The organism is Streptomyces sp. WAC 06738 (assembly GCF_003945505.1).
Lineage (GTDB): Bacteria > Actinomycetota > Actinomycetes > Streptomycetales > Streptomycetaceae > Streptomyces.
The window spans coordinates 5,058,965-5,085,893 of sequence record NZ_CP029618.1; the positions used below are offsets into that span (position 1 = coordinate 5,058,965).

The following is a 26,929-nucleotide window of genomic DNA, read 5'->3' on the forward strand; positions in this document are numbered from 1 at the left end:
TCGTGGCAAACCTCGCCCGGCGCTCAGGGGTGTCCGTGCGATAAGACACAATGGAGGTCCTGCCGGGGTGAATCGCTGAGGGGATCGATGGGGCGCGAAGGGGACGGCGCGACGGGTCGGCTGCTGGCCGGCCGCTATCGGCTCGGGGAGGTGCTCGGCCGCGGTGGCATGGGCACCGTCTGGCGTGCCACGGACGAAGTGCTGGGCCGTGCGGTGGCGGTCAAGGAGCTGCGGCTGCCCACCAGTGTGGACGAGGACGAGAAGCGCCGCCTCGTCACGCGTACGCTCCGCGAGGCGAAGGCGATCGCCCGCATCAGGAACACCGGCGCGGTCACGGTCTACGACGTGGTGGACGAGGACGACCGCCCCTGGATCGTCATGGAGCTGATCGAGGGCCGCTCCCTCTCCGACCTCACCCGCGACGACGGCCCGCTGACCCCGCGGCGCGCCGCTGAGGTCGGCCTCGCCGTGCTCGACGTGCTGCGCGCGGCCCACAGCGAGGGCATCCTCCACCGCGACGTGAAGCCGTCGAACGTGCTCATCTCCGACGACGGCCGCGTCGTGCTCAGCGACTTCGGCATCGCGCAGGTCGAGGGCGACCCGTCCATCACGTCGACGGGCATGCTCGTCGGCGCCCCGTCGTACATCTCGCCCGAGCGCGCCCGCGGGCAGAAGCCGGGCCCCCCGGCTGACCTGTGGTCGCTCGGCGGGCTGCTGTACGCGGCGGTGGAGGGGCATCCTCCGTACGACCTGGGGTCGGCGATCGCCACCCTGACCGCCGTGATGACCAAGCCCATCGACCCGCCCAAGAACGCCGGTCCGCTGGAAGACGTCATCTACGGACTGCTGCGCAAGGACCCGGGCGAGCGGCTCGACGACGCGGGCGCGCGGGCGCTGCTGCGCGCCGTCGTCGACGCGCCGGAGGACGTGCCGGGCGAGCCCTCGGCGGCGACGGCGCCCACGACGATGGTGCCGCTGCCGGTGGTGCCGGACGCGGGGCAGGGCACGGCGGCGCCCGCGCGGCGGAAGACGGAGCGGAAGAAGACGTCGCGCAGACAGACTTCGGGGGCGCAGGGGAGCAGGCGTACGGCGGGACGGGCCGGGACGGCCGCGGGCGCGTCGGGCGCCGGTGCCGCCGCTGCCGGTGCGGGTTCCGCCGCCGCGGCGGCCCAGGCGGCGGCTCCGGCCGACGCGCCGGCACCGCCGCAGACGCCGCCGCGACCCGACGCCGCGCCCGGTACGCCGGATCGGCCGACGGCACCGCCGCGGTCCGGGGCGGCTGCCGCCGGGACCCCGGGCGAGGCCGCCGCCGGTTCGGGGCCGGCCGGGGCCGCGGGCCAGGAGACCGGTGCGTACGGCGCCGAGGGCCCCGCCGCCCGTACGACGGTCACGGGCGCCGCACCGCCGGCGGCCCGGGCGCGGGCGGGCGCCGGTGACCTCGCCGCGCGCGTGGCGGCGCTGCCCCGGCGCACGCTGGCGATCATCGCCGCCGTGGTGGCGCTGGCGATCCTCGGCACGGTGCTCGCCGTGGCGCTCGGCGGCGACGACTCCGACGCGGGCACGTCCGGCAACGACGGCGGGCAGAGCGCGGGCGCGGGCACGCAGGACGGCAAGGAAGCGAAGCAGGACAAGGGCCAGGGCGGCAGCGGCGAGAACGACGCCCAGGAGGACGAGCGGAAGCAGGACGACGACGGCGCGGCGGGCGACGAGGACGACGACTCCTCGGGCCCGGGGTCCGGAAAGAAGGAGGACGAGGGCGACGACGGTTCCGGATCCGGTTCCGGGAAGGGCTCCGCGAACGCACCCGACGGTTACGCGACGCTCACGGAGCCGGAGTTCAAGTTCTCCGTGGCCCTCCCCGACGGCTGGAAGCGCACCGCCACCTCGCCGGGCGGTGGCGGCGCGATCTTCAGCGGATCGTCCTCCTTCCCGCGCGTACAGATCGACTTCACGTCCCAGCCCAACAACACCGAGGGCGGCGCGCTGTCGAACTGGCAGGAGATAGAGGGCGACGTGAGTTCCTCCAGCTCCGGATACCGCAAGATCTCGATGAAGGAAATCGAGTGGCGCGGTTATCCCACGGTCGCGGACTGGCAGTTCAGCCGCGTGCAGGACGGCCAGAGGATCAGGGTCCTGGACCGCGGATTCGCCGTGGACGACAACCACGGCTACGCGATAATGATCAGTTGTCCGGAGAGCGAGTGGAACGGCGCGGAGTGCCGCGGGCTGCGCGACACGGCGTTCGAAACCTTCAAGCCGGTCGACTAACCCGCGCGAGCGGGGCACAGACCACCCGTCGAGCACGTATCGTGATGTCTCGCGGACCGTACGCATCCGGACCAGGCTGAATACCGACCGCATTTGGCCCGGTCTCAGGTTCATTGCGCGGTTGTGGGGAGGCGTTCGTGGACGACTACGCGGGCCGAGTGCTCGCCGACCGTTACCGGCTACCGGCTGCCGTCGACGCCGAACCCATCCACACGCGCGCCTTCGACACCTACAGCGGGCAGGACGTCCTCATCGGACAGGTGCCGTTGCCGGAGATCGTCGAGGCCGAGTTCCTGGAGGACGGCGGCGGCGCGGATCCCTCCGGGTACGGCGACGGGGCGGGCCGCGGCGCGGCGAGCGCGGTGGTGCAGCGCGCGATGGACGCGGCCCGCGCGGCGGCGGCCATTCCGGACCACCCCCGGCTGGCGCAGGTCTTCGACGTCTTCGAGGAGGGCGGCAGCCTCTGGATCGTCAGCGAGCTGGTGCCCGCGCGCACGCTCGAAGGGCTGCTGGAGGAGCGGCCGTTGAGCCCGTACCGCGGGGCGGAGGTCGCGGCGGACATCCTCACGGCGCTGCGCGCGCTGCACGCGCACGGCTGGACGCACCGGAACATCACGACGCGCACGGTGCTCGTCTGCGACGACGGCCGGGTGGTCCTGACGGGCCTGGCGTCGGGCGCGGCGGAAGAGGCGCTGTGCGGCTACGATCCGCTGCCCCCGCCGCCGGGCCGCGGCGAACCCCCGCGCCCGTCGGGCAGCCCGGGGCCCCGCCCCGGCGTCACCGTGGAGCAGGCGGCGGGACCGGAACCGGGTCCCGGCGACGCGCCGGGCCTGCCGCAACTCCCGGACCCGGCGACGGGGTTCCTGCCGGCGCAGGGCGCGCCCGGCGCTCCGCGGGGTGCGGCCGGCGGGCCGGAGGGCGGTGTCTTACCGCCGGGGTGGGACGACCGCGGGGGACCGTACGGCGACGGCGCGGAGGCGCGCGGCGGTGCGGGCCCGTACGGCACGCCGCCGTACGACGAGGACGACGAGGTGTGGCGCTCGGCTCCGTACGGGGCGGGCCGCGGCCCCGATCCGGGGGAGGGCGAGCCGCGGGGCGGCGACGGCCGCGAACCGGGCCGGGGCGCGCCGGGCGGCTCCGCCACCGGAGCGGGCACCGGCGAAGCCGCGGCGGAGGGCTGGCCGTTCGGCGCGTGGCAACAGGGCGGCCCGGCAGCGGGTGCGACGGGCGGCGAGCGCGGCGGCCCGGCTCAACGACCGCCCGCGGGCGGCCCGCAGGGCGGTGCGCCGCAGGGCGGACACCAGGGCGGTGCCCCTGTGGCGCGCGGGCAAGGATCCGGGGTCCCGGGCGCAGGCCCGGCCCAACGGCCGTACGCGGGTGGTGCGCAGGGCGGCGCCGCGCAGGGTACGCCGGGTGGGCAGCCGGGCGGTGGGCCGGTTCAACAGCCGTACGGGAGCGGGCCGCAGGGCGGCCCTCCCGCGGGGCAGGGGCTTCGCGGTGCCGGTCCGGTCCCGCGCGAGGGGCAGGCGGGCGGTCGCCCGGCCCCCGCCGGTGGCGGGGACGTGCCCGCGGCGCGGGCCGGGGTGATGGCCGCGTACCAGGCCGGTACGCGGGCCGCCGAGGCGCGCCTCGCCGGTGGCGCCGGCGGGGCGAGACCCCCGGTGGTGCCGGGGCAGGCCGCGCGTACGCCCGAGGCCGGCCGGCCTCCCGGCGCGGGGGCGGGTCCGGCGTACAGCGACCGCATCGACATCGGCGGCGGTCCTCCCGCGCAGGGCGGCGCCGCCAACCGGCCCCCGCAGACCGCCGGTTCGCCGGATACCGGCGCCCCCTGGGACGACCTGCCGCACGACGCGGGCGACGACGGCTACGACGAGTACGGCACCGCGGACCCCTACGGCACGCAGACGGCCGCCCCCGGCGGCCCGTACGGGTCCACAGCCCCGGCGCCCCACGCGGGCGGCCCCGTCCCGCCCGGCGCCCCCGGCTCCGGCGGTGCGCCCGGTGCGCCCGTGCCCGGCCGCGCGCCCGGCGCCACCGGTGCGCCCGGCTCGTACGGCGCAGGCCCGCCCGGCGGTGCCGCGCAGCGCGGTGGCAGCGGGGTACCCGCGGGTGCGCCCGCGGGCGGTGGGCCCGGTCCGTATCGCGGTACGGGCGCACCCGGCGCCCACGGCGGCATCGAGTCCGGCTCCTACGACCACTCCGGTCCCGCCTACGGCGGTCCGGGTACGGCCGGCGGAACTCCCGCGCCCGGCGGGCCCGCCGCATCCCGCGGACCGGGACCGGGACCCGCGCCCGGCGGCGCCGGCCCCGGCGGCCACCACCCCGCCGACCGCGCCCGCCCGCCCGGCGCCCCCGGGGCTCACCCCGCCGCCGGCCGGCCCGGCGGTCGCGGTCCCGGTGCCTACGGCAACCCCGGCGCCAGGCCCGCCGAGTTCGCCGAGCCCGAGCAGCAGTCCCTCCCCGACTCCCTCCCCGGCGGCGCCTCCTACGGCGGCAGCCTGCCCGGGGTGCGCCCCGGGGCGTCCATCGCCGTCCCCGTCGGCGCGCAGGCCGTGCCCGCGGACCGCGACGCCCCGCCGGGACCCGAGGCCGGCGGGGCCACCCGCTACCCCGGGCCCAGCACCCGGCTCGCCGCCGAGCGGGCGCGGCAGACGCGGATGCAGGTCGTCGGCGCCGTCACCGAGCGGTGGGCGCCCGAGCAGGCCGGGCCCATCCACGAGCACTGGCAGCTCGCGCCCCCCGTCGGCCCCGCCGCCGACCTCTGGGCGCTCGGCGCGCTGCTCTTCCGCGCCGTCCAGGGGCACTCCGCGTACCCCGAGGAGGACGTCGCCGAGCTGGTGCAGCTCGTCTGCTCCGAGCCGCCCGCGCACGCGGAGGAGTGCGGGGCCCTGCGCCCCGTCGTGGAGTCGCTGCTGCGCCAGGACCCCACGGAGCGGCCGGACTTCGAGGAGCTGCGCGGCTGGCTGCGGTCCCTGATCCGGACCGCGCCCGAGCCCGGCATCGGCAGCCGTACGGTCACCGTGCCGCAGCACGGCACCGGTCGCGGCGGCGATCCGCGGCGGCTGCCGATACTGCGCAGGCGCGGCGAGCTGATGCGCAGACGGCGCGCGAACAAGTCGCCGGTGCCGGTGCGGAAGCGGCACAAACGCCGGGCGCGGCGCGGTCCGCGCGGGCCGCGCAGCCTCGGCCGTACGCTCATCGCGCTGATCTTCGTCGCCATGGCGGGCGCGATCGCGTACGCGGCGATGTTCATGCCCGGGGCCGACGAGGCGGGCCGCGACCAGCGCAGCGCCGTCGGCGCGGGCCGCGGGGACGAGCCGGGGGAGTCGGCGGCACCGCCCGCGGACCCCGACGACACGAACGAGGCCGGGGAGCGCGGGCAGCCGAAGGAGTCCGGGGACGCCCCCGACAAGCCGAAGGACGACGGGCAGGGCAGCGGCGAGGGTTCCGAACTGCCCGACGGCTTCGTGCTCCGCGAGGACCCGGCGGGCTTCGAGGTCGCCGTCCGCGACGACTGGCAGCGCACCGCCGGGAGCGACGGCCGGGTCAGCTACGTCGGCGGGGACTACGAACTCCTCGTCGTCCCCGGCCGCGACGGCGTCGGCGAGTTCGGCAGTGACCCGATGGCGTACCAGCAGCAGAGCGAGCCGGAGCTGGACGAGTACCGCGACTCCGCGTGGGCGCAGGCAGACGGGCTGCGGCGGATCGAGGTCGGGCAGCGGGTCATGGCGGAGGGCGAGTTCGACTGGACCGACGGCAGCGGGCGGCAGGTGCACGCCCGCAACCTGGCGATGATCTGGGACGACCACTACCACGTGGTCCTGCTGATCGGCCCGGACGGGAAGAACGACGAGGTGGAGCGGTTCCACCGGATCGCGGCGGAGAGCTACCGGCCCACGGGGTGACGGGGCGGCGGGCCCTCCGGCCGGGCCCGCCCCTTCCGTCCCGTACGCGCCACACGCCCCCCGCGTGATCCCGCGCGCCCCCTTCCCGTCACTTCGCTCCGCTACCCTCCGGCCCATGTCCGACCAGGCCGCCCCTCTCGCCCGCCGCCTCGGCGTCGGCGACGCCGTGCTCGTCGGGCTCGGCGCCATGCTCGGCGCCGGGATCTTCGCCGCCCTCGCGCCCGCCGCCCGCGCCGCCGGCTCCGGGCTGCTCATCGGGCTCGCCGCCGCCGCCGTCGTCGCGTACTGCAACGCCACCTCCTCCGCCCGTCTCGCCGCCCGCTACCCCGCCTCCGGCGGCACCTACGTCTACGGCCGCGAGCGCCTCGGCCCCTTCTGGGGCTATCTCGCCGGGTGGGCGTTCGTGGTCGGCAAGACCGCGTCGTGCGCGGCGATGGCGCTGACGGTCGGCGCGTACGCCTGGCCGGAGCAGAAGCACGCCGTCGCGGTGGCCGCCGTCGTGGCGCTGACGGCCGTCAACTACCGCGGGGTGCAGAAGTCCGCGCTCCTCACCCGGGTGATCGTCGCGGCCGTGCTCGCGGTGCTGGCCGCCGTCGTCGTGGCGGCGCTCACCAGCGGCGCCGCCGAGGCGGACCGGCTGCGGCCGGGCGGCGACACCTCGCCGTGGGGGGTGCTGGAGGCGGCGGGGCTGCTGTTCTTCGCCTTCGCCGGGTACGCGCGCATCGCCACGCTCGGCGAGGAGGTGCGCGACCCGGAGCGCACCATTCCGCGCGCGGTGCCGGTGGCGCTGGGCATCACGCTCGTCGCGTACGCGGCGGTGGCGGTGGCCGTCCTCGCCGTCCTCGGCGCCGGCGGTCTCGCGCACGCGACGGCGCCGCTGTCGGACGCGGCGGCCGCGGCGGGCGCGGGGTGGCTGGAGCCGGTGGTCCGGGTCGGGGCGGCGGTGGCGGCGCTGGGCTCGCTGCTGGCGCTGATCCTCGGGATCTCCCGTACGACGCTCGCGATGGCCAGGGACCGCCATCTGCCGCACGGTCTCGCCGCGGTGCACGAGCGGTTCCGGGTGCCGCACCGGGCGGAGCTCGCGGTCGGCGCGGCGGTGTCGGTGGTGGCTGCGACAGTGGACGTGCGCGGGGCGATCGGGTTCTCGTCGTTCGGGGTGCTGCTGTACTACGCCGTGGCCAACGCCTCGGCGTGGACGCTCCGTCCGGAGGAGGGCCGCCCGCCGCGCGTGGTGCCGGCGGTGGGTCTGGCGGGGTGCGTGGTGCTGGCGTTCTCGCTGCCGCCGGTGTCGGTGGCGGCGGGCGCGGGGGTGCTGGCGGCGGGCGCGGTGGCGTATGCGGTACGGGGACGGTGGGCGGAGCGGTGACGGAAGGCGGCGCGGTGACCGGCTCCGCGGTGCTCCTCGCGCGGGCGCGGGCGCAGTGCATCGCGGGAGGCGTGCGGTGCGCCGGCGCGGAGGAGGTCGTGGCGCGCGTCTTCGCCGTGCAGGCGCAGGACCTGGAGGCCGCGGCGCTCGGGCTGCGGGCGCGCGCGTACGGGCTCACGCGCACCGCCGTGCGCGAGGCGCTGGAGGAGCGGCGGACCCTGGTCCGCGGCTGGTTCATGCGCGGCACGCTGCACCTCGTACCCGCGGCCGACGTGCACTGGCTGCTCGCCCTCTACGGCCCCCGCCTCGTCTCCCGCGCCGCCCGGCGCTACCGCGACCTCGGTCTGGACGAGGACGTGTACGCGCGCGCGGAGCGCGTCGTGGTGGACGCCGTCGCGGCGCACGGGCCGCTGACCCGCGCCGAGTTGGCCGAGCGGCTGGCGCGCGCCGGCGTCGAGCCCGGCGGGCAGGCACCGTTCCACGTCATCCGCAGGGCGGCGCTCGCGGGGCTGGTCTGCCACGGGCCGCTGCGGGCGGGGGAGCCCACGTACGTCGCGCTGCGCGACTGGCTGCCGCCCCCGGCAGGACCGCAGCCGGCCGGCGACGCCGCGGTGCGCGAGCTGGTCCGGCGCTACCTCCGCGGCCACGGACCCGCCGCCCCGGGCGACTTCGCCGCCTGGTCCGGCCTGCCACCGGGCACGGCCCGCCGCGTCTGGCCGGAGCCGGCGCCGTACGGGCAGGGCACGGAAGAACCCGGAACGGACGACCGGCGCCCGGACGAGCCCGGCCCGCCTCCCGACGTGCGTCTCCTCCCCGCCTACGACGACTACTGGCTCGGCTGGCGCGACCGCGACGCCGCCATCCCCCGGGACTTCGTCCGCTCCGTCCGCCCCGGCGGCGGGCAGATTCGCGCCGCTGTTACCGTAAATGGCCGCGCGGCCGGCACATGGACCCGCCCGCGGCCCGGAAACGTGCAGGTCAGCATCTTCGCCGGGGGCCCCGACCGGGTTGCGGCGGATGTCACGGCGGAGGCCGCGGATGTCGCACGTTTTCTACAGAGCTGATATCCCGGGGAACGACCGCGCGGTAGTGCGCTATTGATGGTGCCATGACGGACGAGGGGGACAAGGTGGGGGACGAGCCCACGAGCTACGGCCTGCGGCCACCGCAGCAGAACGCCGACGGAATCGCGCAGGGGCCCGCGGCCACCCAGGTCGTCGGTGATCCTTCGGTGGGCCGGCTGATCGGCGGGCGCTACCGCCTCGCCGCCCGCCTCGGCGTCGGCGGCATGGGCACCGTCTGGCGGGCCCACGACGAGGTCGTCGACCGCGACGTCGCCGTGAAGGAGCCCCGGCTGCCCGCCGACCTCGACGAGCGGACGCGGCAGACGGCGTACGAGCGGATGCAGCGCGAGGCCCGCGCCGCCGCCCGGATCGACCACCCGTCCGTCGTCACCGTGCACGACGTGGTGATGGAGGACGGCAGGCCCTGGATCGTGATGGAGCTGGTCCGCGGCCGTTCCCTCGGCGACCAGCTCACCGAGGGCACCCTCGACCCGCGCGAGGTGGCGCGCATCGGCGTCGCCGTGCTCGGCGCGCTGACCGCCGCGCACGAGGCGGGGATCCTGCACCGCGACGTCAAGCCCGACAACGTGCTGCTCGGCCGGCACGACCGCGTCGTGCTCACCGACTTCGGCATCGCGCAGATCGAGGGGGAGCAGGGGCTGACGGAGACCGGCGCGTTCGTCGGGTCGCCGGAGTACATCGCGCCGGAGCGGGTGCTCGGCCAGCGGCCCGGCCCCGAGTCGGACCTGTGGTCGCTGGGCGTGGTGATGTACGCGGCCGTGGAGGGCATGTCCCCGTACCGCAGGCAGACCGCGCCGGCGACGCTGCAGGCCGTGCTCTCCGCCGAACCGGCGGCGCCCGCACGCGGGTCCGGGGCGCTGGGCACGGTCGTGATGCAGTTGCTGCGCAAGGACCCGGCGGCGCGGCCGGCGCCGGACGAGGTGCGCCGGCAGTTGGAGGCGGTGGCCAGGCCGGTGCCGGCGCCGACGATGATCGCCCCGGTGGGCGGCGGCGCGGGCGGCGCGGGCGGCGGGCGCGGCGGGAAGCTGGCGGCGGCGCTGCCGAAGGGGCGCGGCGGGAGGCTGGCCGTGCTGGGCGGGGCGATAGCCGTGGCGGCGGCGCTGGTGCTGACGCTGGCGAACCCGTTCGGCGGTGGCGACGGCGCGCCGGAGGGCTGGAAGACGTACGACGAGACGGAACAGCTCAAGGCGTCGCTGGCGGTGCCGGAGGACTACAGGCGCAGCGTCGACGAGGGCACGGTCACGTACACGGACCCGGGCGGCACGCCCAGCCTCTGGCTCACCCGCTCCTCCGGCAACGAGGACAGTGCGCTGGGCGAGGCCAACCAGACGCTGAAGTGCGACAAGGGCGAGAACCTGGAGTGCACCGAGCTGAGTTCCGACGTCGACGGGGCGGTCGAGGAGTTCGAGTACCGGGGCAAGGACGCCGCCGTGATGGTCACGACGTGGACCCGCGACGAGGGGTACGAGACCGAGACCGAGATGCGCAGCCGGGAGTTCTTCTACGTCAACGACGACAACATCGGCTGGCACCTGACCGTGGAGATGCCGGCCGCGGGCGAGGGCAAGCGGGACGGCGACCGGGTCTTCGAGGAGGTCGTCGACTCGCTCGACATCCAGGACCTGTGACGGGGGCGGGGCGGTCGTCGGGACGCCCCGGTGGCGGCGGCCGGTGCGCCCCGGCGGGTGCCGGGGCGCCGGCCGTGACCGGCGCCGGTACCGCCCCGCACGTATGAGCCAGCAATCGCTGGCGGAATTCGGTTACCGGCAGGTATCCAAAGGCGCCGCCGGAGTCCTACCCTCGGCCTTATGACGGAGACCGCCGCAGGCAACCCCACCGCTTCCGCTTCCGACGGCGCCCGCACCGCCGGCGCCGTCGCCGCCGAGTTCGTCACGCCCGCGCTCGTCGAGCGCCTCACCCGCGGCGTCGCCGGCACCGGCACCGTCGCCGTCCGGTCCCCGCTCACCGGCGACGTGCTGGCCGACGTGCCGGAGGCCGGGCCCGCGGACGTGGAGGCCGCGTTCGAGCGGGCCCGCGCCGCGCAGCGCGCCTGGGCGGCCAGGCCCGTACGCGAGCGGGCCGCCGTGCTGCTGCGCTTCCACGACCTGCTCCTGCGCGACCAGGACGAGGTGCTGGACCTCGTGCAGTTGGAGACCGGCAAGGTGCGGCTGCACGCGCACGAGGAGGTGCAGTCCGTCACGCTGGCCGCCCGCCACTACGGCCGCAGGGCCCCCGCCTACCTCGGCCCCAAGCGCCACACCGGTGCGCTGCCGACGCTGACCAAGGTCACGGAACTGCGCCACCCGCGCGGCGTCGTCGGCCAGATCGCGCCCTGGAACTACCCGCTCGAACTCTCCGTCGGCGACGCCCTGCCCGCCCTCGTCGCGGGCAACGCCCTCGTCATGAAGCCCGACTCCAAGACCCCGCTGACCGCCCTCTGGGCGCGCCGGAAGCTGGTCGAGGCCGGGCTGCCGGAGGAGGTGTGGCAGGTCGTGATCGGCCAGGGGCCCGTCGTCGGCCCCGAGATCGTCCGGCACGCCGACTACGTCTCCTTCACCGGCTCCACCCGCACCGGACGCGAGGTCGCCCAGGGCGCCGCGGCCCGGCTCGTCGGCGCCTCGCTGGAGCTGGGCGGCAAGAACCCCATGCTGGTGCTCGCCGACGCCGACGTGGAGAAGGCGGCGGAGGGCGCGGTGCGGGCGGCGTTCGCGTCGGCGGGGCAGTTGTGCATCTCCGTCGAGCGGCTGTACGTGCACGAGTCGGTCGCCGACGCCTTCCTCGCCCGCTTCGTCGCCAGGACCAAGGCCCTGCGGCTGGGCAACATCCTCGGCTACGGCGCCGACATGGGCTCGCTGGTCAGCGCCCAGCAGTTGGAGACCGTCACCCGGCACGTGGACGAGGCGGTCGGCAAGGGCGCCGAGGTGCTGGCCGGCGGGCGGGCGCGGCCCGACGTGGGCCCGTACTTCTACGAGCCGACGATCCTCGACGGCGTCGAGCCCGGCATGACCGTCTGCGACGAGGAGACCTTCGGGCCCGTCGTCTCGGTCTACCGCTTCCGCGACGAGGACGACGCCGTCGCGCGCGCCAACGCGACGCCGTACGGGCTGAACGCGAGCGTGTGGACGAAGGACGGCCGCCGGGGCGGCCGGATCGCGGCCAGGATCCGGTCGGGCACGGTGAACGTCAACGAGGCGTACGGGGCCGCGTACGGCAGCGTGCAGGCGCCCATGGGCGGAATGAAGGACTCCGGGATCGGCCGCCGGCACGGCTCGGAGGGGATCCTGAAGTACACGGAGTCGCAGACGGTGGCGGAACAGCGGGTGGTACCGCTGGCGCCGTTCGCGCTCGGGCCGCTGCGGTACGACGACGACAAGAGCTACGCGGCCTTCATGAGCCGCGGGCTGCGCGCGCTGAAGGCGCTGCGGTTCCGCTGAGGCGGGTGTGCGTACCGAGCCGTTGCGCGCCGCGCGTACGCGGGCGGCGCGCACCCGGGCGGTCGCGCCGGGGCGGGCGCGGGGCGGCCGGTCCGGGCGTCCCCGGAGCCGACCGCATCCTGCCGGGACCGGGAAGCTGTCCCCTGCATCCGGTCACCGCGTCCGGTCCAACGAACCGGGTGTGGCGGCGGTCACGCCACCCGGACGCCGACCGGGTGACCGGTGAGAACGGATTTGCCCCCGCCCGTCCCCCTTGCTGAAACCATTCTGTGACCGGATGGACCGGACTCCCCTTCGGATATCGGATCGTCACCGTAGGAGTCTGGAACGCGGGGGTTCGTATGGCCTTGAATGCAGTGCCATGCACTTCCTCCGGCCCCTTGTGACGTTCCCGCGCGTGGTGCGCCATTACTCCTGGGTCGGCGCCGACTTGCCCCTCGACGAAGACGTCCTGCTGGACGCTCCGGGACACCGCGTCCGGGCGGTGCTCCCGGCCGCCGAGGCGGGCGACTTCCGCCCGGCCCGCGAACTCCTCGCCGGTGCCGGGCGGGCGGCGGAGTGGGAGCGCCGGGACACCTACGTCGCGGAGTTGGCGACCGCGGCCCTCGACGATGACGGGTGGCTGCGGCGGTGGCGGGAGCGGGACCCGGAGTGCGGGGACGCGGCGGTGGTCGAGGCGGAGCGGCTGCTGCGGGCGTGGCGGGCGGAGCAGTACGGGCCGCGCAGACGGAGGTTCGAGGGCTGGGGCGTACGGCGGCGGGGCGGGGCGGTCCCGGGGCCGTGGGCGGACGCGGGGTCCGCCGGGGGGCCGGTGCCGGGGGCGGTGACGGTGACGGGGCGGGTGGCGCGTGGGCCGGGGTGGCCGACGCGGAGTCGTGGCCGTGGTACGGGGTGCCGGGCGCGGGGCCCGGGGACGGACGGCCGGGTTCGGGAACGGAGCACGACAGACCGGGCGCGGGGGCGGGGGGCGGCTCCGGCGCCGGACCGGGGGGACCGGCGCCGGGGGGCGGGGATCCCCGTACCGGCGTGGGAGGAACCGCCGGGACCGCCGGAGCCGCCGGTGCGGCCGGCCCCGGCGGCGGGCGGCGCTCCCGGGGCCCGTACGGCGCCGGCGGCCTTCCCGCCACCGACCCCCGGGCCGTGCTGCGCGACGTCCTGCCCCTCGTCCGGCTGGCCGCGGCCCAGGCGCCCGGCGACCCCGTGCCGTGGCGCATCGCCCTCGACCACGCCACCGCCGTACGCGCGCCGCGGGAGGCGTTCGTCTCCCGGTTCGCCGAGGCGGTCGTCCGCGCGCCGGGACACCACGGCGCGCACGTCGCGGCGTTGCGCTACCTCGCCATCGTCGGAGACGCGGACGTCGAGGAGTTGATGGTCTTCGCGGAGGAGTCGGCGGAGGAGGCGCTGCCGGGCTCCCTGCTGCACGCGCTGCCGCTGGAGGCCGCGTCGCTCGGCGTGTGCCGGGCCCGTAGCACACCGTCCGGCGGCCCCGACCCCGCCGACGCGCCCGGCTCGTCCACCACCTGGGCGGTCGAACGCGCGCTGGAGCTGTCCGCGCACTACGAGCCCGGCGACGCCGAGGCCGCCGGCTTCCGCAACTGCCTCGCCGCCGCGCTCGTCCGCGCCCGGCGCTGGGACGAGGCGCTGGAGGTCTTCCGCGCTGTCGGCTCGGACGCCCGCGGCGTGCCCTGGGCACGGCCCGGCGACGACACCGAGACCATCAGGCGCCGCTTCCTCCTCGCCCGCCAGGAGGTACGTGCCCAACTCGCCCGGCGCGTCCCGCTCTTCGGCCCCCGCCCGGACAACGCCTCCGGCCCCGGGGCCCCCTTCGGGCCCGCCGGGCCCGGCACCCGGCCCGCGCCGGCCCCGTACGCCGGGATCGTCGTCTGCACCGCGCCCCCGGCCGCGGTCGCCAAGGCGGCCCACGCGGCGGACCTGCGGCTGCGCCTGACGCCCACCGGCGGCGCCCGCACCTGCGCCCAACTGCGCACCCGGCAGCGCCCGGCGCCGGGCAGGCCGCCGGTGCGCGTGCCGGGGCGGGCTTCGGGCCGGTGGCCGCGGGGCCGTACGGCGGCGGGGGAGGCGCCGTCGCCGGACGCGCTGCTCGCCGCCGCGGCGGCGATGACGCGGGGCGAGGGCTGGCCCGCGGTGGCGCTGTACGCGGCGGACGGCGCGGCGGGGATCGCGGTGTACCGGGGCGGGGAGCGGACGGCGGAGTTCACGTGGCGCGCGTCGGGCGCGGCGGTGGCGGCGACCGTACGGGACGTGGCGCAGAGCGCGTCGCCGGGCGGCGGCACGGCGCCGGGGGGTCCTGAGCGGGCGCCGCGGGGCGGCGCGGGGCGGGTGGCGCAGTTCGCGGAGGTACGGGACACGGCGGAGGCGATCGCCGCGGCGCTGGCGGTCGCGGACGCCAGACCGCTCACGGGCGTGCTGCGCACGGCGGGCACGCGCCGCCCCCGCAGCACGCTGGCGGAGGCGCTCCAGGCCCTGGATCTGGCGGCGCTGGCCCCGCTCTTCGCCCCCACACCCGCCGACCCGCCCTCCCGCCCGACCACGCCCCAGGCGGGCCCGGACCCGATCTCCTGAGGCCGGGCCCCGCCCGGCCGCTCCCTCAGCCCAGCAGCCGCTGCTCGTTCGCGACCGCCACCGCGGCAGCGCGGGAGTCCACGCCCAACTTGCCGTAGATCCGGCCCAGGTGGGTCTTCACCGTCGCCTCGCTGATGAACAGCGCCCGCGCGATCTCCCGGTTCGAGCTGCCCCGGGCGAGCTGCGCCAGGATGTCGCGCTCGCGGTCCGTCAGCGCCGGGCGCGGGGTGCGGAGCTGGGCCATGACGCGGTCCGCGACCGGCGGCGACAGCACCGTGCGGCCCTCCGCCGCCGCGTGGATCGCTGAGAACAGCTCCTCCGGCCGTTCCGCCTTCAGCAGATAGCCCGTCGCGCCCGCGCCGACCGCGCGGGTGACATCCGCGTCCGTGTCGTACGTCGTGAGCACCAGCACCCGGGTGCCGGGGAGTCCGGCGACGATGCGGCGCGTGGCCGTCACGCCGTCCATGCCGGGGCCGAGTTGGAGGTCCATCAGCACGACGTCCGGGCGCAGCTTCGCCGCCGCCGCGAGCGCCTCCTCTCCCGTGCCGGCCTCGCCGACGACGTCGATGTCCGGGGCGCTCGACAGCAGCGCGAGCAGCCCGGCGCGGACGACGGCGTGGTCGTCGCAGAGCAGTACGCGGACGGTCATGACGAAGTCCCTTCCCTCTCCTGCCCGGGACCCGGCCGGGAACCCGCCGCCGTACCCGGGCCCCGCCCGGAACCCGGCCCCGGCTCCTGTCCCGGGTCCGGCTCCTGTCCCGGGTCCGCCCCCGGACTCCCGTCGCGTACGGCACCCCCCGCCGGCACCGCCGCCGACAGCACCGTCCCCTCGCCCCGTGCCGACTCCACCGTCAGCCCTCCGCCGAGCTGCCGCAGCCGCGCCCGCATCGCGGGCAGCCCGTGCCCCCGCGCCGCCCCCGGGCCCGGGAGGGCCTCCGGGTCGAAGCCCCGGCCGTCGTCGGCGACGTCCAGCACCACCTGGTCGCCGAGGTCGCTGAGGGTGAGCGCCACGTGCGCGGCGCCGGCGTGCTCGCGGGCGTTGGCGACGGCCCCCTGCGCGACGCGCAGCAGCGCCGCCTGCGTACGCTCCGGCAGCTCCGGCGGCGTACCGTCCTGCCGGAAGACCACCTCGGGCCCCCCGCCCGCCCCGCTCTCGCGTTCCGCCAGCCGCGCCAGCGCCTCCGCGAGGCCGCCGCCCCCGGCGAGGTCCGCGGGGGCCAGGTCGTGCACGAAGCGGCGGGCCTCGGCGAGGTTGCGGTCGGTGACGGCGGCGGCGACCTCGACGTGCCGCATCGCCGCGGCGGGATCCGTCCGCCACGTACGCTCCGCCGCCTGGAGCAGCATCCGCTGGCTGGACAGCCCCTGCGCCAGGGTGTCGTGGATCTCCGCGGCGAGCCGCTGCCGCTCGGCGAGGGTGCCCTCGCGGCGTTCGGTGGCGGCGAGTTCGCGGCGGGTACGCACCAGGTCGTCGATGAGCGCGCGCTGCCGCGCGGACTGCCGCTGCATGGAGACGAAGACCGCCGCGGCCAGGGCGGCGACCGCGGGCGGGCCGAGGACGAGGATGGGCAGGTCGCCGTCGTTCCCGGCGATACGCACCTGGGCGGCGACCACGAGCACCGTGAGCGCCCCGATGAGCCAGAGCGCGGCGCGGGTCGGCAGGATCCGCAGCGCGGCGTAGAAGAGCGGGACCCCGCTCCAGGCGAAGCTCGGCGCGAAGACGACGAGCACCACCCACACCCCCACCAGAACCCCCAGCCACACCCGCCCCGCGGGCCCGCCGCCGGGGCCGTCGCGCCCGCCGAGTCCGCCGCGCCCGATCACGTACACCGCGACCAGCGCCGCCGTCAGCCCCACGACCCACGGGATGAGCCCGCTGCCGGGGTGGCGCAGCAGGTAGCGGGCGAGGGAGGCGGCGAGCAGCAGGAAGAAGGCGGCGTGGAGCACCGCGCGCAGCCGCCCCGCGTCCGGGTCGGCCCGGAGCGGGCCGAGGGGGTCGGTGGGCACGTCCATCTTCGTTTAGTACCTCGCGGGGGCAGCACGCCGCATCAACCGTTCGGCTGACCCAGGTCTCCTCCGACCTGCCGCCCGACGGCATCCGCACCGCCGATCCGCGGGGGCGGGGGGCGGGCGGAGGGTGGAGGCACGGAGCAGGCGGTACGGGCCGGGAGGCGCGGGCCGCCGTGCCCGGCCGCAGTCCACGTACCGTACGTACCGGAGGGAACGCCCACCATGAAGAAGCTCTCGATCCGCGCCCGAGTCCTGACCGGAGCCGCCGCGGCGGCCGTCGCCGGGGGCGGCGTCCTGGGCGCCGCCGCGACCGCGACGGCGGAGCCGGCTGCGGCTGCGGCCTCGGCACCCGCCAAGGGCGGCGTCGCAGGCAAGGACCTCACCACCACCCGCCACCTGACCGACGACGCCGCGCTGGAGGCCGCGCAGGCGGCGCTGAAGGCGGCGGAGAAGGACGGCCAGAGGGTGACGGTCGCCGTGGTCGACCGCAACGGCAACACCCTGGTCACCGTCCGCGGCGACGGCGCGGGGCCGCAGTCGTACGAGTCCGCGGAGCGCAAGGCGTACACCGCCGTCTCCTGGAACGCCCCCACCTCCGACCTCGTCGAGCGGCTGGACGACGCCCCGAACCTGAAGGACATCCCGGGCACGCTCTTCCTGGCCGGGGGCGTCCCGGTGCAGGCGGACGACGCCCCGATCGCGGGCATCGGCGTGGCCGGCGCGCCGAGCGGCGCCCAGGACGAGGCGTACGCGGAAGCCGGCGTCGCCGCACTGGGCCGCTGATGGCCCGGCGTCCGTACGCACCGTCCCCCCGCCGCCGCGTGCTGCGCGGGCGGCGGGGCGGCGACCGGCGCGGTGCTCGCGGTGCTCGTCGCGGCGGCCGGCTGCGCGGGCGCCGCGGAACCGGACTCCGCCACGCCCACCCCGGCCCGCTCAGCGCCCGCCTCCACCACCCCGGGAGACCTCGTGACCGACAGCCCCACCCCCCGCGCCACCCCCCGCGACCCGGCCAGGGACCGCGACCTGCTCGACGCCGCCGAGCGCGGCGACGCCGATGCCGTACGCGCCGCGCTCGACGCCGGCGCGCGCCCGGAGGCCCGCGACGACCACCGCCGCACCCCGCTCCTCCTCGCCGCCCTCGGCGACCACGTCGCCGCCGCCCGCCCCCTCGTCGCCGCCGGCGCCGACCCCGACGCCCAGGACGACCGCAGCGACAGCGCCTGGCTCGTCACCGGCGTCACCGGCAGCACGGAGATGGCCCGCCTCCTCATGTCCGGCGACCGCACCCCGGACCTGACGGTCACCAACCGCTTCGGCGGCACGTCGCTGATCCCGGCCTCGGAACGCGGCCACGTCGCGTACGTCCGCTGGGTCACCGAGCACACCGACATGGATGTCGACCACGTCAACGACCTCGGCTGGACGGCCCTCCTCGAAGCGGTGATCCTCGGCGACGGCGGCAAGGACCACCAGGAGATCGTCGCGCTCCTCCTCGCCGCCGACGCGGACCCGGACATCGCCGACAAGGACGGCGTGACGCCCCTCCAGCACGCGGCCGACCGCGGCTTCACGGAGATCGCCGCGCTCCTGGAACGCGCCTGACCGATGACTTTCGCCGCCGGCCCGGGTCGATGATGGGCGACCCGGTAATCAGCGCAGAAAGGACATCCGATGGGAAACCCCGTGGTGCACTTCGAGATCATCGGACGCCACCCCAGGAAGCTCCGGAGCTACTACGGCGAGTTGTTCGGCTGGGAGTTCGGCGTCGGCGACGCGGCGACCGAGGCGGTCTCCCAGCCCGGCGACTACGGCTTCGTGGACGGCAGCACGACGGACGGAGGGATCAACGGCGGCGTCGGCGGCGGCGAGGGCTACGAGGGCCGCGTCCTGTTCTACGTGGGCGTCCCCGACGTAGAGGCCGCACTCCGGAAGGCCGAGACCCTGGGCGGCACCCGCCGCATGGGCCCGGAGGGCACCCCAGGAACCCTGGTGGTCGGCCACTTCACCGACCCGGAGGGCCATCTGATCGGCGTAGCGGGCACGAGGTGACCGGCCCGCGGTCACGTGTACGAGGCGCCTGCGGCACCGCGGGCCTGCGAAGAACCCGCGGTGTCGCGAGTGTGCGAGCGGGCGTTCAGGCGGGGATCCCCGTCGCGCGCCTCATGACGGCGTCGAAGGCGCGGTCGGGCAGGATGCGCCGCACGGCGATCATGGGGCGGGCGGCGAAGCCGGTCGCGTAGCGGGTCCTGGGGCGGCGGGCGGTGACGGCCTTGCCGATGGCGTCGGCGATGACCTGGGGTGGGGAGTTGCGCTTGGCGTTGGCTTCGGAACTGAGGGAGGTGGCCACAGCGTCGGCCTGTTTGGCGTAGGGACCCGTGCCGGAGGTCTCCCGCAGGTGGTCAGCGGCGATGCCGCCCCACTCGGTGGCGATACCGCCGGGCTCGATGACGACGACATCGACACCGAAGGGCTTGGCCTCCATGCGCAGGCAGTCGCTGAGGGCCTCGATGGCGAACTTGGTGCCGTGATACCAGCCACCCAGCGGAGTGTGGATCTTGCCGCCCATGGAGCTGATGTTGACGATCGTGCCCCCGTGCTGGGCACGCATGTGGGGCAGGGCGAGCTGAGCCAGCCGCATGGCGCCGAAGACGTTCACCTCGAACTGGCGGCGCGCCTCGTCCATCGGCACGTCCTCGATGGCGCCGTAGGAGCCGTAGCCGGCGTTGTTGACCAGCACGTCGATCCGGCCCGAGTCGGTGATGATGCGCTCGACGCCGGCACGCATGGACGCGTCGTCGGTGACGTCCATCGCCAGCGGCAGGACACCACGGTCAGCCAGCGGTTCAAGGCGCTCCGTGCGGCGGGCGGCGCCGTAGACGGTGTAGCCGAGGTCCTGGAGCTTCAGTGCGGTGGCCTCGCCGATGCCGGAGGAGGCACCGGTGACAAGGGCGATCTTGGCGGTCATGGCATATTCCCTACGACTCATGTCCCGACGAATATGATGGTGAACCGTGGTTCACCCACCAGCATGAACCGTGGTTCACCTACGCGCAAGCACCGATCACCCATCCGCTGGAGAGCTTCCATGGCCCAGCCCCGAACGCCCCGTCCCGTCGCGGTCCGCAACCGCCAGAAGATCCTGGCGGCCGCCCACGAACAGATAACCCGGCATGGGCCGGACGCCGGGATGGACGAGATCGCCGCCGCTGCCGGAGTGGCCGTCGGCACCCTCTACCGGCACTTCCCCACCAAGACCGACCTGGTCGCCGCCGCCGTCGCCCAGTCCGTCGCGGCTGTCGCCGACGATGCCGAGGCCGCCTGCGCCCGCGTGGAGGCGGGCTCCCGCGCTCTGGACGAGATCACCGGCTTCTTCGGCCGCGTCATCGAGGCCGCCGCCACCGACCAGGCCGTCAAGGCCGCGGCCCGCGCCCTCGGCGCCGACCCGGACCACAAGGCCACGGAGGAACGTGCCGGCGCGGCCCTGACCAGACTCATCCAGGCCGGCCAGTCCGACGGCGACCTGCACTCCGACGTCACGGTGGACGACATCTACCTGCTGTTCTCCACTGCCCCCACGGACCAGCCACCCGCCGCCCGCGCCCGCTGGCTCACCCTTGTCCTCGCCGGCCTCACCACCCACGCCCGCACCGCGAGCGGCTGACCACACGATCGACCGCCATCGCCTGCACCCTCGGCGGTAAGGGCTGTCCCGCAATCGGCCTGTGGCTTCGATCGACTGCGGGGCCGCGGGCTGTCGAACGCGCCTGCCCGTGCGGGAGATATCGGGTGGTGACGCAGAGCGATGGGGGCACCTGGTGCCTCAGGTGCCGTCGGCCCTCGGCGCGCCGTATCGGGCGAGCATGGTCAGCACCGCTTGGTCGACCGCGTTGGTGAGGGCGGAGTCGTCAGGTTCCCAGCGTGCGAGCAGCATCCGCGGCCAGAACACGTAGTTGGAGATCATCCCGAGGAATTGGGTCGCCGCCATCTCCGCATCGTCAAGCCGGGCCGTACCGGCGGCGTTCTCCGCTGCCAGATAGCGGCGGACCGATTCGAAGTAGGGCATCTTGCCGAGCTTGAACTGGGTCTCGCCGAGCTCCGGGAAGCGCGGTACCTCGGCGATGACGATGCGGAAGAGGGCGGCCATGCCGGGCTGGGTGAGCAGCGCCACGTATCGGCGTCCGATGGTCTCAAGCCCTGCGCGGAGGTTCCCCGGCTCGGGGAGGGGCGCCTCCCCGTCGTCGACCTTCCAGTACTCGGTGACGATCGCCTCGAAGAGGGCCGCCTTGGTGGTGAACTGCTTGAACAGCGTCGCCCTCGACACTCCGGCCGCCTCCGCGATGCGGGCCAGCGAGGTGCCGTCGTAGCCGGAGTCGAGGAACAGCTTCGTCGCCGCCTCGATGATGGACGTCCGCTTCTGGGCTGCGACGCGCCGGTGGTATTCCGAAGGCTGTGCCGTCATGACCTCCAGTATGCCTCCCACTGCGAGGTGAGTCACTTGACTCACCTCCGGCCCTGCTCCTACCGTGAGAGAAGAGGTGAGTCACTCGGCTCACCATTATGCAAGCCTGGAGGGAAGCATCATGGGACGCTTTGAGGGTCAGACCGTCATCGTCACCGGTGGCACCGGGGGCATGGGCAGCAGTCATGTGCACGGCTACCACGCCGAGGGGGCGAACGTCGTCATCGCCGGCCGCGACGACGACGCCGGCCGCGATCTCGCTGCTCGGCTCGGTCAACGGGCTCTCTCCGTCCACCTGGATGTCGCCAGTGAGGACGACTGGGCGGCGGTGGTGCGAGACGTCGAAGGCCACTTCGGGCCGATCACCATCCTGGTGAACAACGCGGGCGTCCAGAACCCGGCGGCCCCTATCGAACACACCGAACTCCGTACCTGGGAGCACACCTTCGGCGTCAACGTCACCGGCCAGTTCCTCGGCATCAGGGCCGTGACTCCGTCGATGCGCGGGGGCGGTGGCGGAACCATCGTCAACATCGCCTCGACCGTGGCCCACGCCGGCACGGCCTTCTACGCCCCCTACACCGCCAGCAAGTGGGCCGTGCGCGGACTGACCAAGACGGCCGCGCTGGAGCTGGGACGGGACAACATCCGGGTCAACTCCATCCACCCCGGCGTCGTCTCCACACCGCTGATCAACGAACCCACCGTCGCAGGCCGGCCGGCCATCGCCGACTTCTACTCACCCGACCCGTTCGCCATCCCCCGCCTCGCCGAACCCTCCGAGATCACCCGCCTGTTGCTCTTCATCACCTCCCAGGACGCCTCTTTCGCCACGGGCTCGGAATTCGTCCTGGACGGCGGCCTGCTGCTCGGCCCTGCACTCCAACCCGAAGCCGACATCGCAGCTTGAGCCGGCATTGCAGTACGGGGCGTGCAGTCGGGGTGCCCCTCTTGTTCAAGGCAAGCGATCTCGCCTTGCGACGCTGACACGCCGCGGCAGTGATGATCACCGCGTCCGAGCCGTCCTGGACAGGCTCCATTCACAGGGCTGAGCCCGCGCCGTTCCCTGCTCAGCCGCCCCGTGCTGCCGCCGGGCACCTCGATGAGCCCCCGGACCTGACGGCACACGACCTCCGCGGCCTCCCGCTCCCAGTCCGGGGTCTCCCTCCCACGGTGTGACGTACTCGGGAGGTGCGCGACGCGTCGAGCGTGTGGGCCCCGGAGGGCGGCAAGGTGACGTGAGCAGCCCCGGCCCGGGGCCTCACCCGGTACCCGCGGCCGCGTCATACCCGGCCGCGGCTGAGTTCCAGGAGCGTCATTGCCAGGGTCGTGCCCGGGCGGCCCAGGTGGTCGCGGTAGCGGGCCAGGATCTCCATTTCGCGGGAGAGGTTCACCCTGCGGCCGCCCGAGGCGATGCGGGCCTGCTGGATGCGGGCCGAGACCGCCATCCGTTCCTCGACCAGCGCGATGATCCGCGTGTCCAGGTCGTCGATCCGCTCGCGAGCGTCCGTGATCTCCGTCGCCGCCTCGTCCGTGCGGGCCCCGGTCCTCTCCGTGGTGCCGGTCTTCGCGGGGGCCGTGGTGCGGTCGCCCGACTGGGTTGCGTTCATCTCGTCACTCCTGGGGTCGAGGCCCCGGAGCCCGCCGCCCGGCGGCGGCAAACGCAGCGCGCCCCGGGCCTGCCGGCCCGGGGCGCCTGGGAAGTCGCTTGTCAGCTCAAGCGCACGACCATGGCAGCCGGACGGGCCGGTTGCCATAGGTAAAGACGAAGCTCCGCGTGCGCATGGCCGCCAGTATTCACCCCCGGCCCCCGGTGGCCAAAGGCGGCCCGCATGGTGAGACGGCGCCAGCCGATAGACTCGGCATCATCTCCCCCGCCCACCGCCGGAAGGCCGCAGCAGTGACCTCAGCGACCCCCGACACCGTTCTCGTCGTGGACTTCGGTGCCCAGTACGCCCAGCTCATCGCGCGCCGCGTGCGCGAGGCCCGGATCTACAGCGAGATCGTGCCGCACACCATGCCGGTGCCGGAGATCCTGGCGAAGAACCCCAAGGCGATCATCCTCTCCGGCGGCCCCTCCTCGGTGTACGCGGAGGACGCCCCCGGCATCGACCCGGCGATCTTCACCGCCGGCGTTCCGGTCTTCGGGATGTGCTACGGGTTCCAGCTCATGGCCCAGGCCCTCGGCGGCACGGTCGACAACACCGGAAGCCGCGAGTACGGGCGTACGCGACTCGACGTCACCCGCCCCGACTCCACCCTCTTCACGGGCACCCCCGAGCGCCAGGACGTCTGGATGTCCCACGGCGACGCCTGCTCCGCCGCCCCCGCGGGCTTCACGGTCACCGCGTCGACCGAGGGCGTGCCCGTCGCCGCCTTCGAGGACGACGAGCGGAAGCTGTACGGGGTGCAGCACCACCCGGAGGTCGTGCACTCCACCCACGGCCAGCTCGTCCTGGAGCACTTCCTCTACCGCGGCGCCGGCCTCGCCCCCACCTGGACCACCGCGAACGTCGTGGAGGAGTCCGTCGCCGCCGTCCGCGCGCAGGTCGGCGACGCGCAGGCGATCTGCGCGCTCTCCGGCGGCGTGGACTCGGCGGTGGCCGCGGCGCTCGTCCAGCGGGCCATCGGGGACCGGCTCACCTGCGTGTACGTCGACCACGGGCTGATGCGCAAGGGCGAGTCCGAGCAGGTCGAGAAGGACTTCGTGGCCGCGACCGGCGTGCAGCTCAAGGTCGTCGACGCGGCGGAGCGGTTCCTCACCGCGCTCGCCGGGGTGTCGGACCCGGAGCAGAAGCGGAAGATCATCGGCCGGGAGTTCATCCGGGTCTTCGAGCAGGCGCAGGCCGAGATCGTGGCCGCGGCGGGGGAGACCGGGGCGCCCGTGCGCTTCCTCGTCCAGGGCACGCTCTACCCGGACGTCGTGGAGTCCGGCGGCGGCACGGGCACCGCGAACATCAAGTCCCACCACAACGTCGGCGGGCTGCCGGAAGACCTGGACTTCGAGCTGGTCGAGCCGCTGCGGCGGCTCTTCAAGGACGAGGTCCGGATGGTCGGCAAGGAGCTGGGGCTGCCCGAGGCGATGGTGCAGCGCCAGCCGTTCCCGGGCCCGGGGCTCGGCATCCGGATCGTCGGCGAGGTCACGAAGGACCGGCTCGACCTGCTGCGCGAGGCTGACGCCATCGCCCGCGAGGAGCTGACCGCCGCCGGGCTCGACCGCGACATCTGGCAGTGCCCGGTGGTGCTCCTCGCCGACGTGCGGTCGGTGGGCGTCCAGGGCGACGGGCGCACGTACGGGCACCCGGTCGTGCTGCGGCCGGTGTCGTCGGAGGACGCCATGACGGCGGACTGGTCGCGGCTCCCGTACGACGTGCTGGCCCGGATCTCGACGCGGATCACGAACGAAGTCGCGGACGTCAACCGCGTGGTTCTGGACGTCACGTCGAAGCCGCCGGGGACGATCGAGTGGGAGTGAGCGGCCCGGCGCCCTCGCCGCGGCGGCGGTAGGGCAGAATTCGCTCTCATCACATGGACGGCTTGCGGTCAAGGGGGCACGAGGTGGCGGTGGAAGCGGGGGGCGACGACGCGCGGCCGCCTGCGGCGGGCCCGGCGGGTGCGGGCGACGCGGCACCGCTCGGTGCCGGCGCGGCAGGTGGGCCGGCGGACGGAGGCTCCGCGGGCGGCATGCCGCCGGGGGACGCCGAAAGGGCCACGAGGACCGCGCAGGTCCCTGCGCAGCCCGGCTCCGGGGATTCGGGCACGCGCGGTACGCCGGCGGCGGGCGAGGCAGCCGCCGCGAACGTCCCGCCCGCCAGCGGCACAGCGGGCGGGCCGCCGGGGTCCGGCGAGCCGTCCGGATCCGGTGCCGCCCGGCCCGGTGGCGAGCCGTCCGGCTCCGTCGCCCCGGGGGCCGAACCCGCCTCCGCCTCCGCCCCCGAACCCCCCGACCCCGCCGTCGAGTTCGCCCGGCGCCGGGACGGCTTCGCCGCCGGCGAAGGCGTGCCCGCCGGGGTCGCCCACTCGCCCGGCGCCTCCCGCCAGTGGGTCTCCGACGAGCTGACCCGCTCCGCCGACACCCTCGCCGCCCGCGGCGCCGCCGCGGGCGGGACGTGGCCGGCGTCGCTGTGGCGGCGCAGTCTGTACGTCATCGGCGCCGGCCTGCTCGCCCTCCTCCTCGTCATCGGGCTCACCGCCCTCGGACCCGGCTGGACCCGGGCCCGTACCGCTGCGCTGCTCGCCGCCGTGCTGACCGCGGGACTCCTCGCCGGTGCCGCGTGGCTCAACCGCGCCCGCGGGGGGCTCCTCGCCCCCGTCGCCGGCGAGGACGGCCGGCTGTCGACCGGCCGCGCGGCGGCCGGCGCCTGGACGCTGCTCGCCGGGTACGCCCTGCTGCACCTCGCCCTCGCGCTGGCCCTCGCCGACGGCTCCGCGGCCCGCGACCGGCTCCTCGACGGCCTCGGCTGGTCCGGCTCGGGCGCCGGCGCGGGCGGCGCCGCCGGGCTCGTCGTCACCGTCGCGGTCGTGTGGGCCGCCGCCCTCGGCGCCCGCGCCGTCGTCGCGTACCGGCTGCGCAGCGGCGGGCTGACCAAGACCCGCGCCGCTCGCCCCCGCGGCGCCGACCTGCTCACCGACGACGCGGGGCGTGCCGCCGCCGTCGACGTCCAGTACGTCGTCGTCTCCGCCGCCGCCCTGCTCTTCGCCCTGGTGCAACTCGGCCGCCGGCCCGAGCAGTTGCCGGGGCTGCCCTGGGGCGTGGCCGCGCTGGTCGCGGTGAGCGCGGCGGTGCACCTGGCCGCCCGGCTCGTCGACGGCGGGCGGCCCGCCGTGCTCTCCGTCGTCCGGGTCCGCGAGCCCGGTGACCTGCACACCGCCATCCGTACCGGCGACGACATCGAGGTCCGCGGCACCGGCTTCGTGCCGCCGGGCGCCGAGTCGCCGGAGCTGCTGGCGCGGGTGGTCGTGCGGATCGGGGCCGTCCACGTGCACGTACCGCTGGTCCCCGTGCCCGGCGGCTTCGCCAACCCCGCGGCCACCCGGCTGACGGTCCCGGTGCCGGTGGACGTGGAGCCGGGCCGCACGGAGTTGCGGGTCGTCACCGCCGGAGGCGCGGAGTCCGCTCCGTACCTGCTCGACATCGTCGACTGAAGCGGACGCGAACGACCCGATCCGGTTGAGCGTTCACGAAACGCTTTACGTATCCCCTCCCACACATGAAGTATCGGCGCCGGGGCGATCACCGGCACGGTCCACGGCAGGAGAGGCGGACTACACATGGCACAGGACCAAGCGTCCGGCACCACTGTTCTCGGGCGGGTGCCCCAGGGAGAGCCGCCCGGCGGCCTCCGCGCCGCCGCCGCCCGGTTCGCGCTGCTGCCGCTGCGGATCTTCCTCGGCATCACGTTCGTCTACGCCGGCTTCGACAAGCTCACCGACGACGCGTTCCTCGACTCCAGCGGCCCCGGCTCGCTGCACGACACCCTGGACACCCTGCCCGACGTCGCCATCCCGGCGCTGGTGGACCTGGCGCAGCGGGCGCCGACGGAGTTCGGGATCGCCATCTCGCTCGGCGAGATCGCGGTGGGGCTCGGCACGCTCGCCGGGCTGTGGGCGAGGCTGGCGGCGGCCGGCGGGGCGCTGCTGTCGATGACGCTGTGGTTCACGATGAGCTGGTCGGCGGACCCGTACTACTACGGCCAGGACCTGCCGTACATGATCGCGTGGATCCCGCTGATCCTGGCGGGCGCGCCGTACTGGTCACTGGACTCGGTGCTCGCCGTCCGCCGCCGCAGGAAGGGCCAGCAGCTCTTCGCCTAGCGCGGGCG

At 75.7% G+C, this 26,929-nt stretch carries 20 protein-coding genes; 15 read left to right on the plus strand and 5 right to left on the minus strand.

Annotated features, from left to right (window positions below; all coding sequences use genetic code 11):
* Positions 1 to 87 precede the first annotated feature (87 nt).
* The 7 genes from DMB38_RS22495 (at position 88) to DMB38_RS22525 (ending at position 14,641) form a co-directional block, all read left to right on the plus strand.
* Positions 88 to 2,268: a serine/threonine-protein kinase gene (locus DMB38_RS22495; protein ID WP_125936686.1), complete on the plus strand. Its 2,181-nt coding sequence runs from the start codon at positions 88 to 90 to the stop codon at positions 2,266 to 2,268.
* Between the two features lie 137 nt (positions 2,269 to 2,405).
* Positions 2,406 to 6,173, plus strand: coding sequence for a protein kinase (locus DMB38_RS37520; protein WP_125936687.1), 3,768 nt, complete (start codon positions 2,406 to 2,408; stop codon positions 6,171 to 6,173).
* A 115-nt stretch (positions 6,174 to 6,288) separates the two neighbouring features.
* Positions 6,289 to 7,539, plus strand: coding sequence for an APC family permease (locus tag DMB38_RS22505; RefSeq protein WP_125936688.1), 1,251 nt, complete (start codon positions 6,289 to 6,291; stop codon positions 7,537 to 7,539).
* Entirely contained in the window at positions 7,536 to 8,603 is a 1,068-nt protein-coding gene (locus DMB38_RS22510; RefSeq protein WP_240662414.1) for a winged helix DNA-binding domain-containing protein, read from the plus strand. The genes DMB38_RS22505 and DMB38_RS22510 overlap by 4 nt, the downstream gene beginning before the upstream one ends.
* A gap of 44 nt (positions 8,604 to 8,647) precedes the next feature.
* The gene (locus tag DMB38_RS22515) at positions 8,648 to 10,252 is read left to right on the plus strand and encodes a serine/threonine-protein kinase (RefSeq protein ID WP_125936690.1); all 1,605 of its coding nucleotides are present in this window, start codon (positions 8,648 to 8,650) and stop codon (positions 10,250 to 10,252) included.
* 180 nt (positions 10,253 to 10,432) lie between these two features.
* Positions 10,433 to 12,058 (plus strand): succinic semialdehyde dehydrogenase, encoded by a 1,626-nt coding sequence (locus DMB38_RS22520; RefSeq protein ID WP_125936691.1) that lies wholly within the window; start codon positions 10,433 to 10,435, stop codon positions 12,056 to 12,058.
* 1,026 nt (positions 12,059 to 13,084) lie between these two features.
* Complete coding sequence (locus tag DMB38_RS22525; protein WP_240662415.1) at positions 13,085 to 14,641, plus strand: hypothetical protein; 1,557 nt, start codon at positions 13,085 to 13,087, stop codon at positions 14,639 to 14,641.
* Positions 14,642 to 14,666: 25 nt separating this feature from the next.
* On the opposite strand, the gene DMB38_RS22530 is transcribed toward DMB38_RS22525, so the two are convergent.
* Together DMB38_RS22530 and DMB38_RS22535 are read right to left on the minus strand one after the other, a co-directional pair.
* Complete coding sequence (locus DMB38_RS22530; protein ID WP_125936692.1) at positions 14,667 to 15,290, minus strand: response regulator transcription factor; 624 nt, start codon at positions 15,288 to 15,290, stop codon at positions 14,667 to 14,669.
* Entirely contained in the window at positions 15,287 to 16,651 is a 1,365-nt protein-coding gene (locus DMB38_RS22535; protein ID WP_125936693.1) for a sensor histidine kinase, read from the minus strand. Before DMB38_RS22535 ends, DMB38_RS22530 begins: the two co-directional genes overlap by 4 nt.
* A 219-nt stretch (positions 16,652 to 16,870) precedes the next feature.
* On the opposite strand from DMB38_RS22535, the gene DMB38_RS22540 reads away from it, so the two are divergent.
* The 3 genes from DMB38_RS22540 (at position 16,871) to DMB38_RS22550 (ending at position 18,697) form a co-directional block, all read left to right on the plus strand.
* On the plus strand, positions 16,871 to 17,431 hold the full coding sequence (locus DMB38_RS22540; RefSeq protein WP_125936694.1) for a heme-binding protein: 561 nt from the start codon (positions 16,871 to 16,873) through the stop codon (positions 17,429 to 17,431).
* 183 nt (positions 17,432 to 17,614) lie between these two features.
* On the plus strand, positions 17,615 to 18,250 hold the full coding sequence (locus DMB38_RS22545; RefSeq protein WP_206337726.1) for an ankyrin repeat domain-containing protein: 636 nt from the start codon (positions 17,615 to 17,617) through the stop codon (positions 18,248 to 18,250).
* Positions 18,251 to 18,319: 69 nt separating this feature from the next.
* Positions 18,320 to 18,697 carry a VOC family protein gene (locus tag DMB38_RS22550; RefSeq protein WP_125936695.1) on the plus strand — a complete coding sequence of 126 codons (378 nt, stop codon included), beginning with the start codon at positions 18,320 to 18,322 and terminating at the stop codon, positions 18,695 to 18,697.
* An 85-nt stretch (positions 18,698 to 18,782) separates the two neighbouring features.
* On the opposite strand, the gene DMB38_RS22555 is transcribed toward DMB38_RS22550, so the two are convergent.
* Complete coding sequence (locus DMB38_RS22555; RefSeq protein WP_125936696.1) at positions 18,783 to 19,613, minus strand: oxidoreductase; 831 nt, start codon at positions 19,611 to 19,613, stop codon at positions 18,783 to 18,785.
* 120 nt (positions 19,614 to 19,733) lie between these two features.
* Between DMB38_RS22555 and DMB38_RS22560 the strand changes: the two genes are divergently transcribed.
* Positions 19,734 to 20,309 (plus strand): helix-turn-helix domain-containing protein, encoded by a 576-nt coding sequence (locus tag DMB38_RS22560; protein WP_125936697.1) that lies wholly within the window; start codon positions 19,734 to 19,736, stop codon positions 20,307 to 20,309.
* A gap of 159 nt (positions 20,310 to 20,468) precedes the next feature.
* On the opposite strand, the gene DMB38_RS22565 is transcribed toward DMB38_RS22560, so the two are convergent.
* Positions 20,469 to 21,107 (minus strand): TetR/AcrR family transcriptional regulator, encoded by a 639-nt coding sequence (locus DMB38_RS22565; RefSeq protein WP_125936698.1) that lies wholly within the window; start codon positions 21,105 to 21,107, stop codon positions 20,469 to 20,471.
* Positions 21,108 to 21,228: 121 nt separating this feature from the next.
* Here DMB38_RS22565 and DMB38_RS22570 point away from each other — a divergent pair, with 121 nt between their 5' ends.
* On the plus strand, positions 21,229 to 22,017 hold the full coding sequence (locus DMB38_RS22570; protein WP_125936699.1) for an SDR family oxidoreductase: 789 nt from the start codon (positions 21,229 to 21,231) through the stop codon (positions 22,015 to 22,017).
* 373 nt (positions 22,018 to 22,390) lie between these two features.
* On the opposite strand, the gene DMB38_RS22575 is transcribed toward DMB38_RS22570, so the two are convergent.
* The gene (locus DMB38_RS22575) at positions 22,391 to 22,717 is read right to left on the minus strand and encodes a chorismate mutase (protein ID WP_125936700.1); all 327 of its coding nucleotides are present in this window, start codon (positions 22,715 to 22,717) and stop codon (positions 22,391 to 22,393) included.
* 290 nt (positions 22,718 to 23,007) lie between these two features.
* On the opposite strand from DMB38_RS22575, the gene guaA reads away from it, so the two are divergent.
* The 3 genes from guaA (at position 23,008) to DMB38_RS22590 (ending at position 26,921) form a co-directional block, all read left to right on the plus strand.
* Positions 23,008 to 24,582: a glutamine-hydrolyzing GMP synthase gene (guaA, locus tag DMB38_RS22580; protein ID WP_047017626.1), complete on the plus strand. Its 1,575-nt coding sequence runs from the start codon at positions 23,008 to 23,010 to the stop codon at positions 24,580 to 24,582.
* Between the two features lie 209 nt (positions 24,583 to 24,791).
* Positions 24,792 to 26,252 (plus strand): hypothetical protein, encoded by a 1,461-nt coding sequence (locus DMB38_RS22585; protein ID WP_125939195.1) that lies wholly within the window; start codon positions 24,792 to 24,794, stop codon positions 26,250 to 26,252.
* A gap of 126 nt (positions 26,253 to 26,378) precedes the next feature.
* Complete coding sequence (locus DMB38_RS22590; RefSeq protein ID WP_125936701.1) at positions 26,379 to 26,921, plus strand: DoxX family protein; 543 nt, start codon at positions 26,379 to 26,381, stop codon at positions 26,919 to 26,921.
* Positions 26,922 to 26,929: the final 8 nt, after the last annotated feature.

Bases quoted from the DNA above. Each gene is read 5' to 3' on its own strand.
- DMB38_RS22495 (WP_125936686.1), top strand. From the start codon at position 88: ATGGGGCGCGAAGGGGACGGCGCGACGGGTCGGCTGCTGGCCGGCCGC.
- DMB38_RS22575 (WP_125936700.1), bottom strand. From the start codon at position 22,717: ATGAACGCAACCCAGTCGGGCGACCGCACCACGGCCCCCGCGAAGACC.
- DMB38_RS22550 (WP_125936695.1), top strand. From the start codon at position 18,320: ATGGGAAACCCCGTGGTGCACTTCGAGATCATCGGACGCCACCCCAGG.
- DMB38_RS22515 (WP_125936690.1), top strand. From the start codon at position 8,648: ATGACGGACGAGGGGGACAAGGTGGGGGACGAGCCCACGAGCTACGGC.
- DMB38_RS22555 (WP_125936696.1), bottom strand. From the start codon at position 19,613: ATGACCGCCAAGATCGCCCTTGTCACCGGTGCCTCCTCCGGCATCGGC.
- DMB38_RS22560 (WP_125936697.1), top strand. From the start codon at position 19,734: ATGGCCCAGCCCCGAACGCCCCGTCCCGTCGCGGTCCGCAACCGCCAG.
- DMB38_RS22570 (WP_125936699.1), top strand. From the start codon at position 21,229: ATGGGACGCTTTGAGGGTCAGACCGTCATCGTCACCGGTGGCACCGGG.
- DMB38_RS22585 (WP_125939195.1), top strand. From the start codon at position 24,792: ATGCCGCCGGGGGACGCCGAAAGGGCCACGAGGACCGCGCAGGTCCCT.
- DMB38_RS22565 (WP_125936698.1), bottom strand. From the start codon at position 21,107: ATGACGGCACAGCCTTCGGAATACCACCGGCGCGTCGCAGCCCAGAAG.
- DMB38_RS22590 (WP_125936701.1), top strand. From the start codon at position 26,379: ATGGCACAGGACCAAGCGTCCGGCACCACTGTTCTCGGGCGGGTGCCC.
- DMB38_RS22530 (WP_125936692.1), bottom strand. From the start codon at position 15,290: ATGACCGTCCGCGTACTGCTCTGCGACGACCACGCCGTCGTCCGCGCC.
- DMB38_RS22535 (WP_125936693.1), bottom strand. From the start codon at position 16,651: ATGGACGTGCCCACCGACCCCCTCGGCCCGCTCCGGGCCGACCCGGAC.
- DMB38_RS22540 (WP_125936694.1), top strand. From the start codon at position 16,871: ATGAAGAAGCTCTCGATCCGCGCCCGAGTCCTGACCGGAGCCGCCGCG.
- DMB38_RS22520 (WP_125936691.1), top strand. From the start codon at position 10,433: ATGACGGAGACCGCCGCAGGCAACCCCACCGCTTCCGCTTCCGACGGC.
- DMB38_RS22505 (WP_125936688.1), top strand. From the start codon at position 6,289: ATGTCCGACCAGGCCGCCCCTCTCGCCCGCCGCCTCGGCGTCGGCGAC.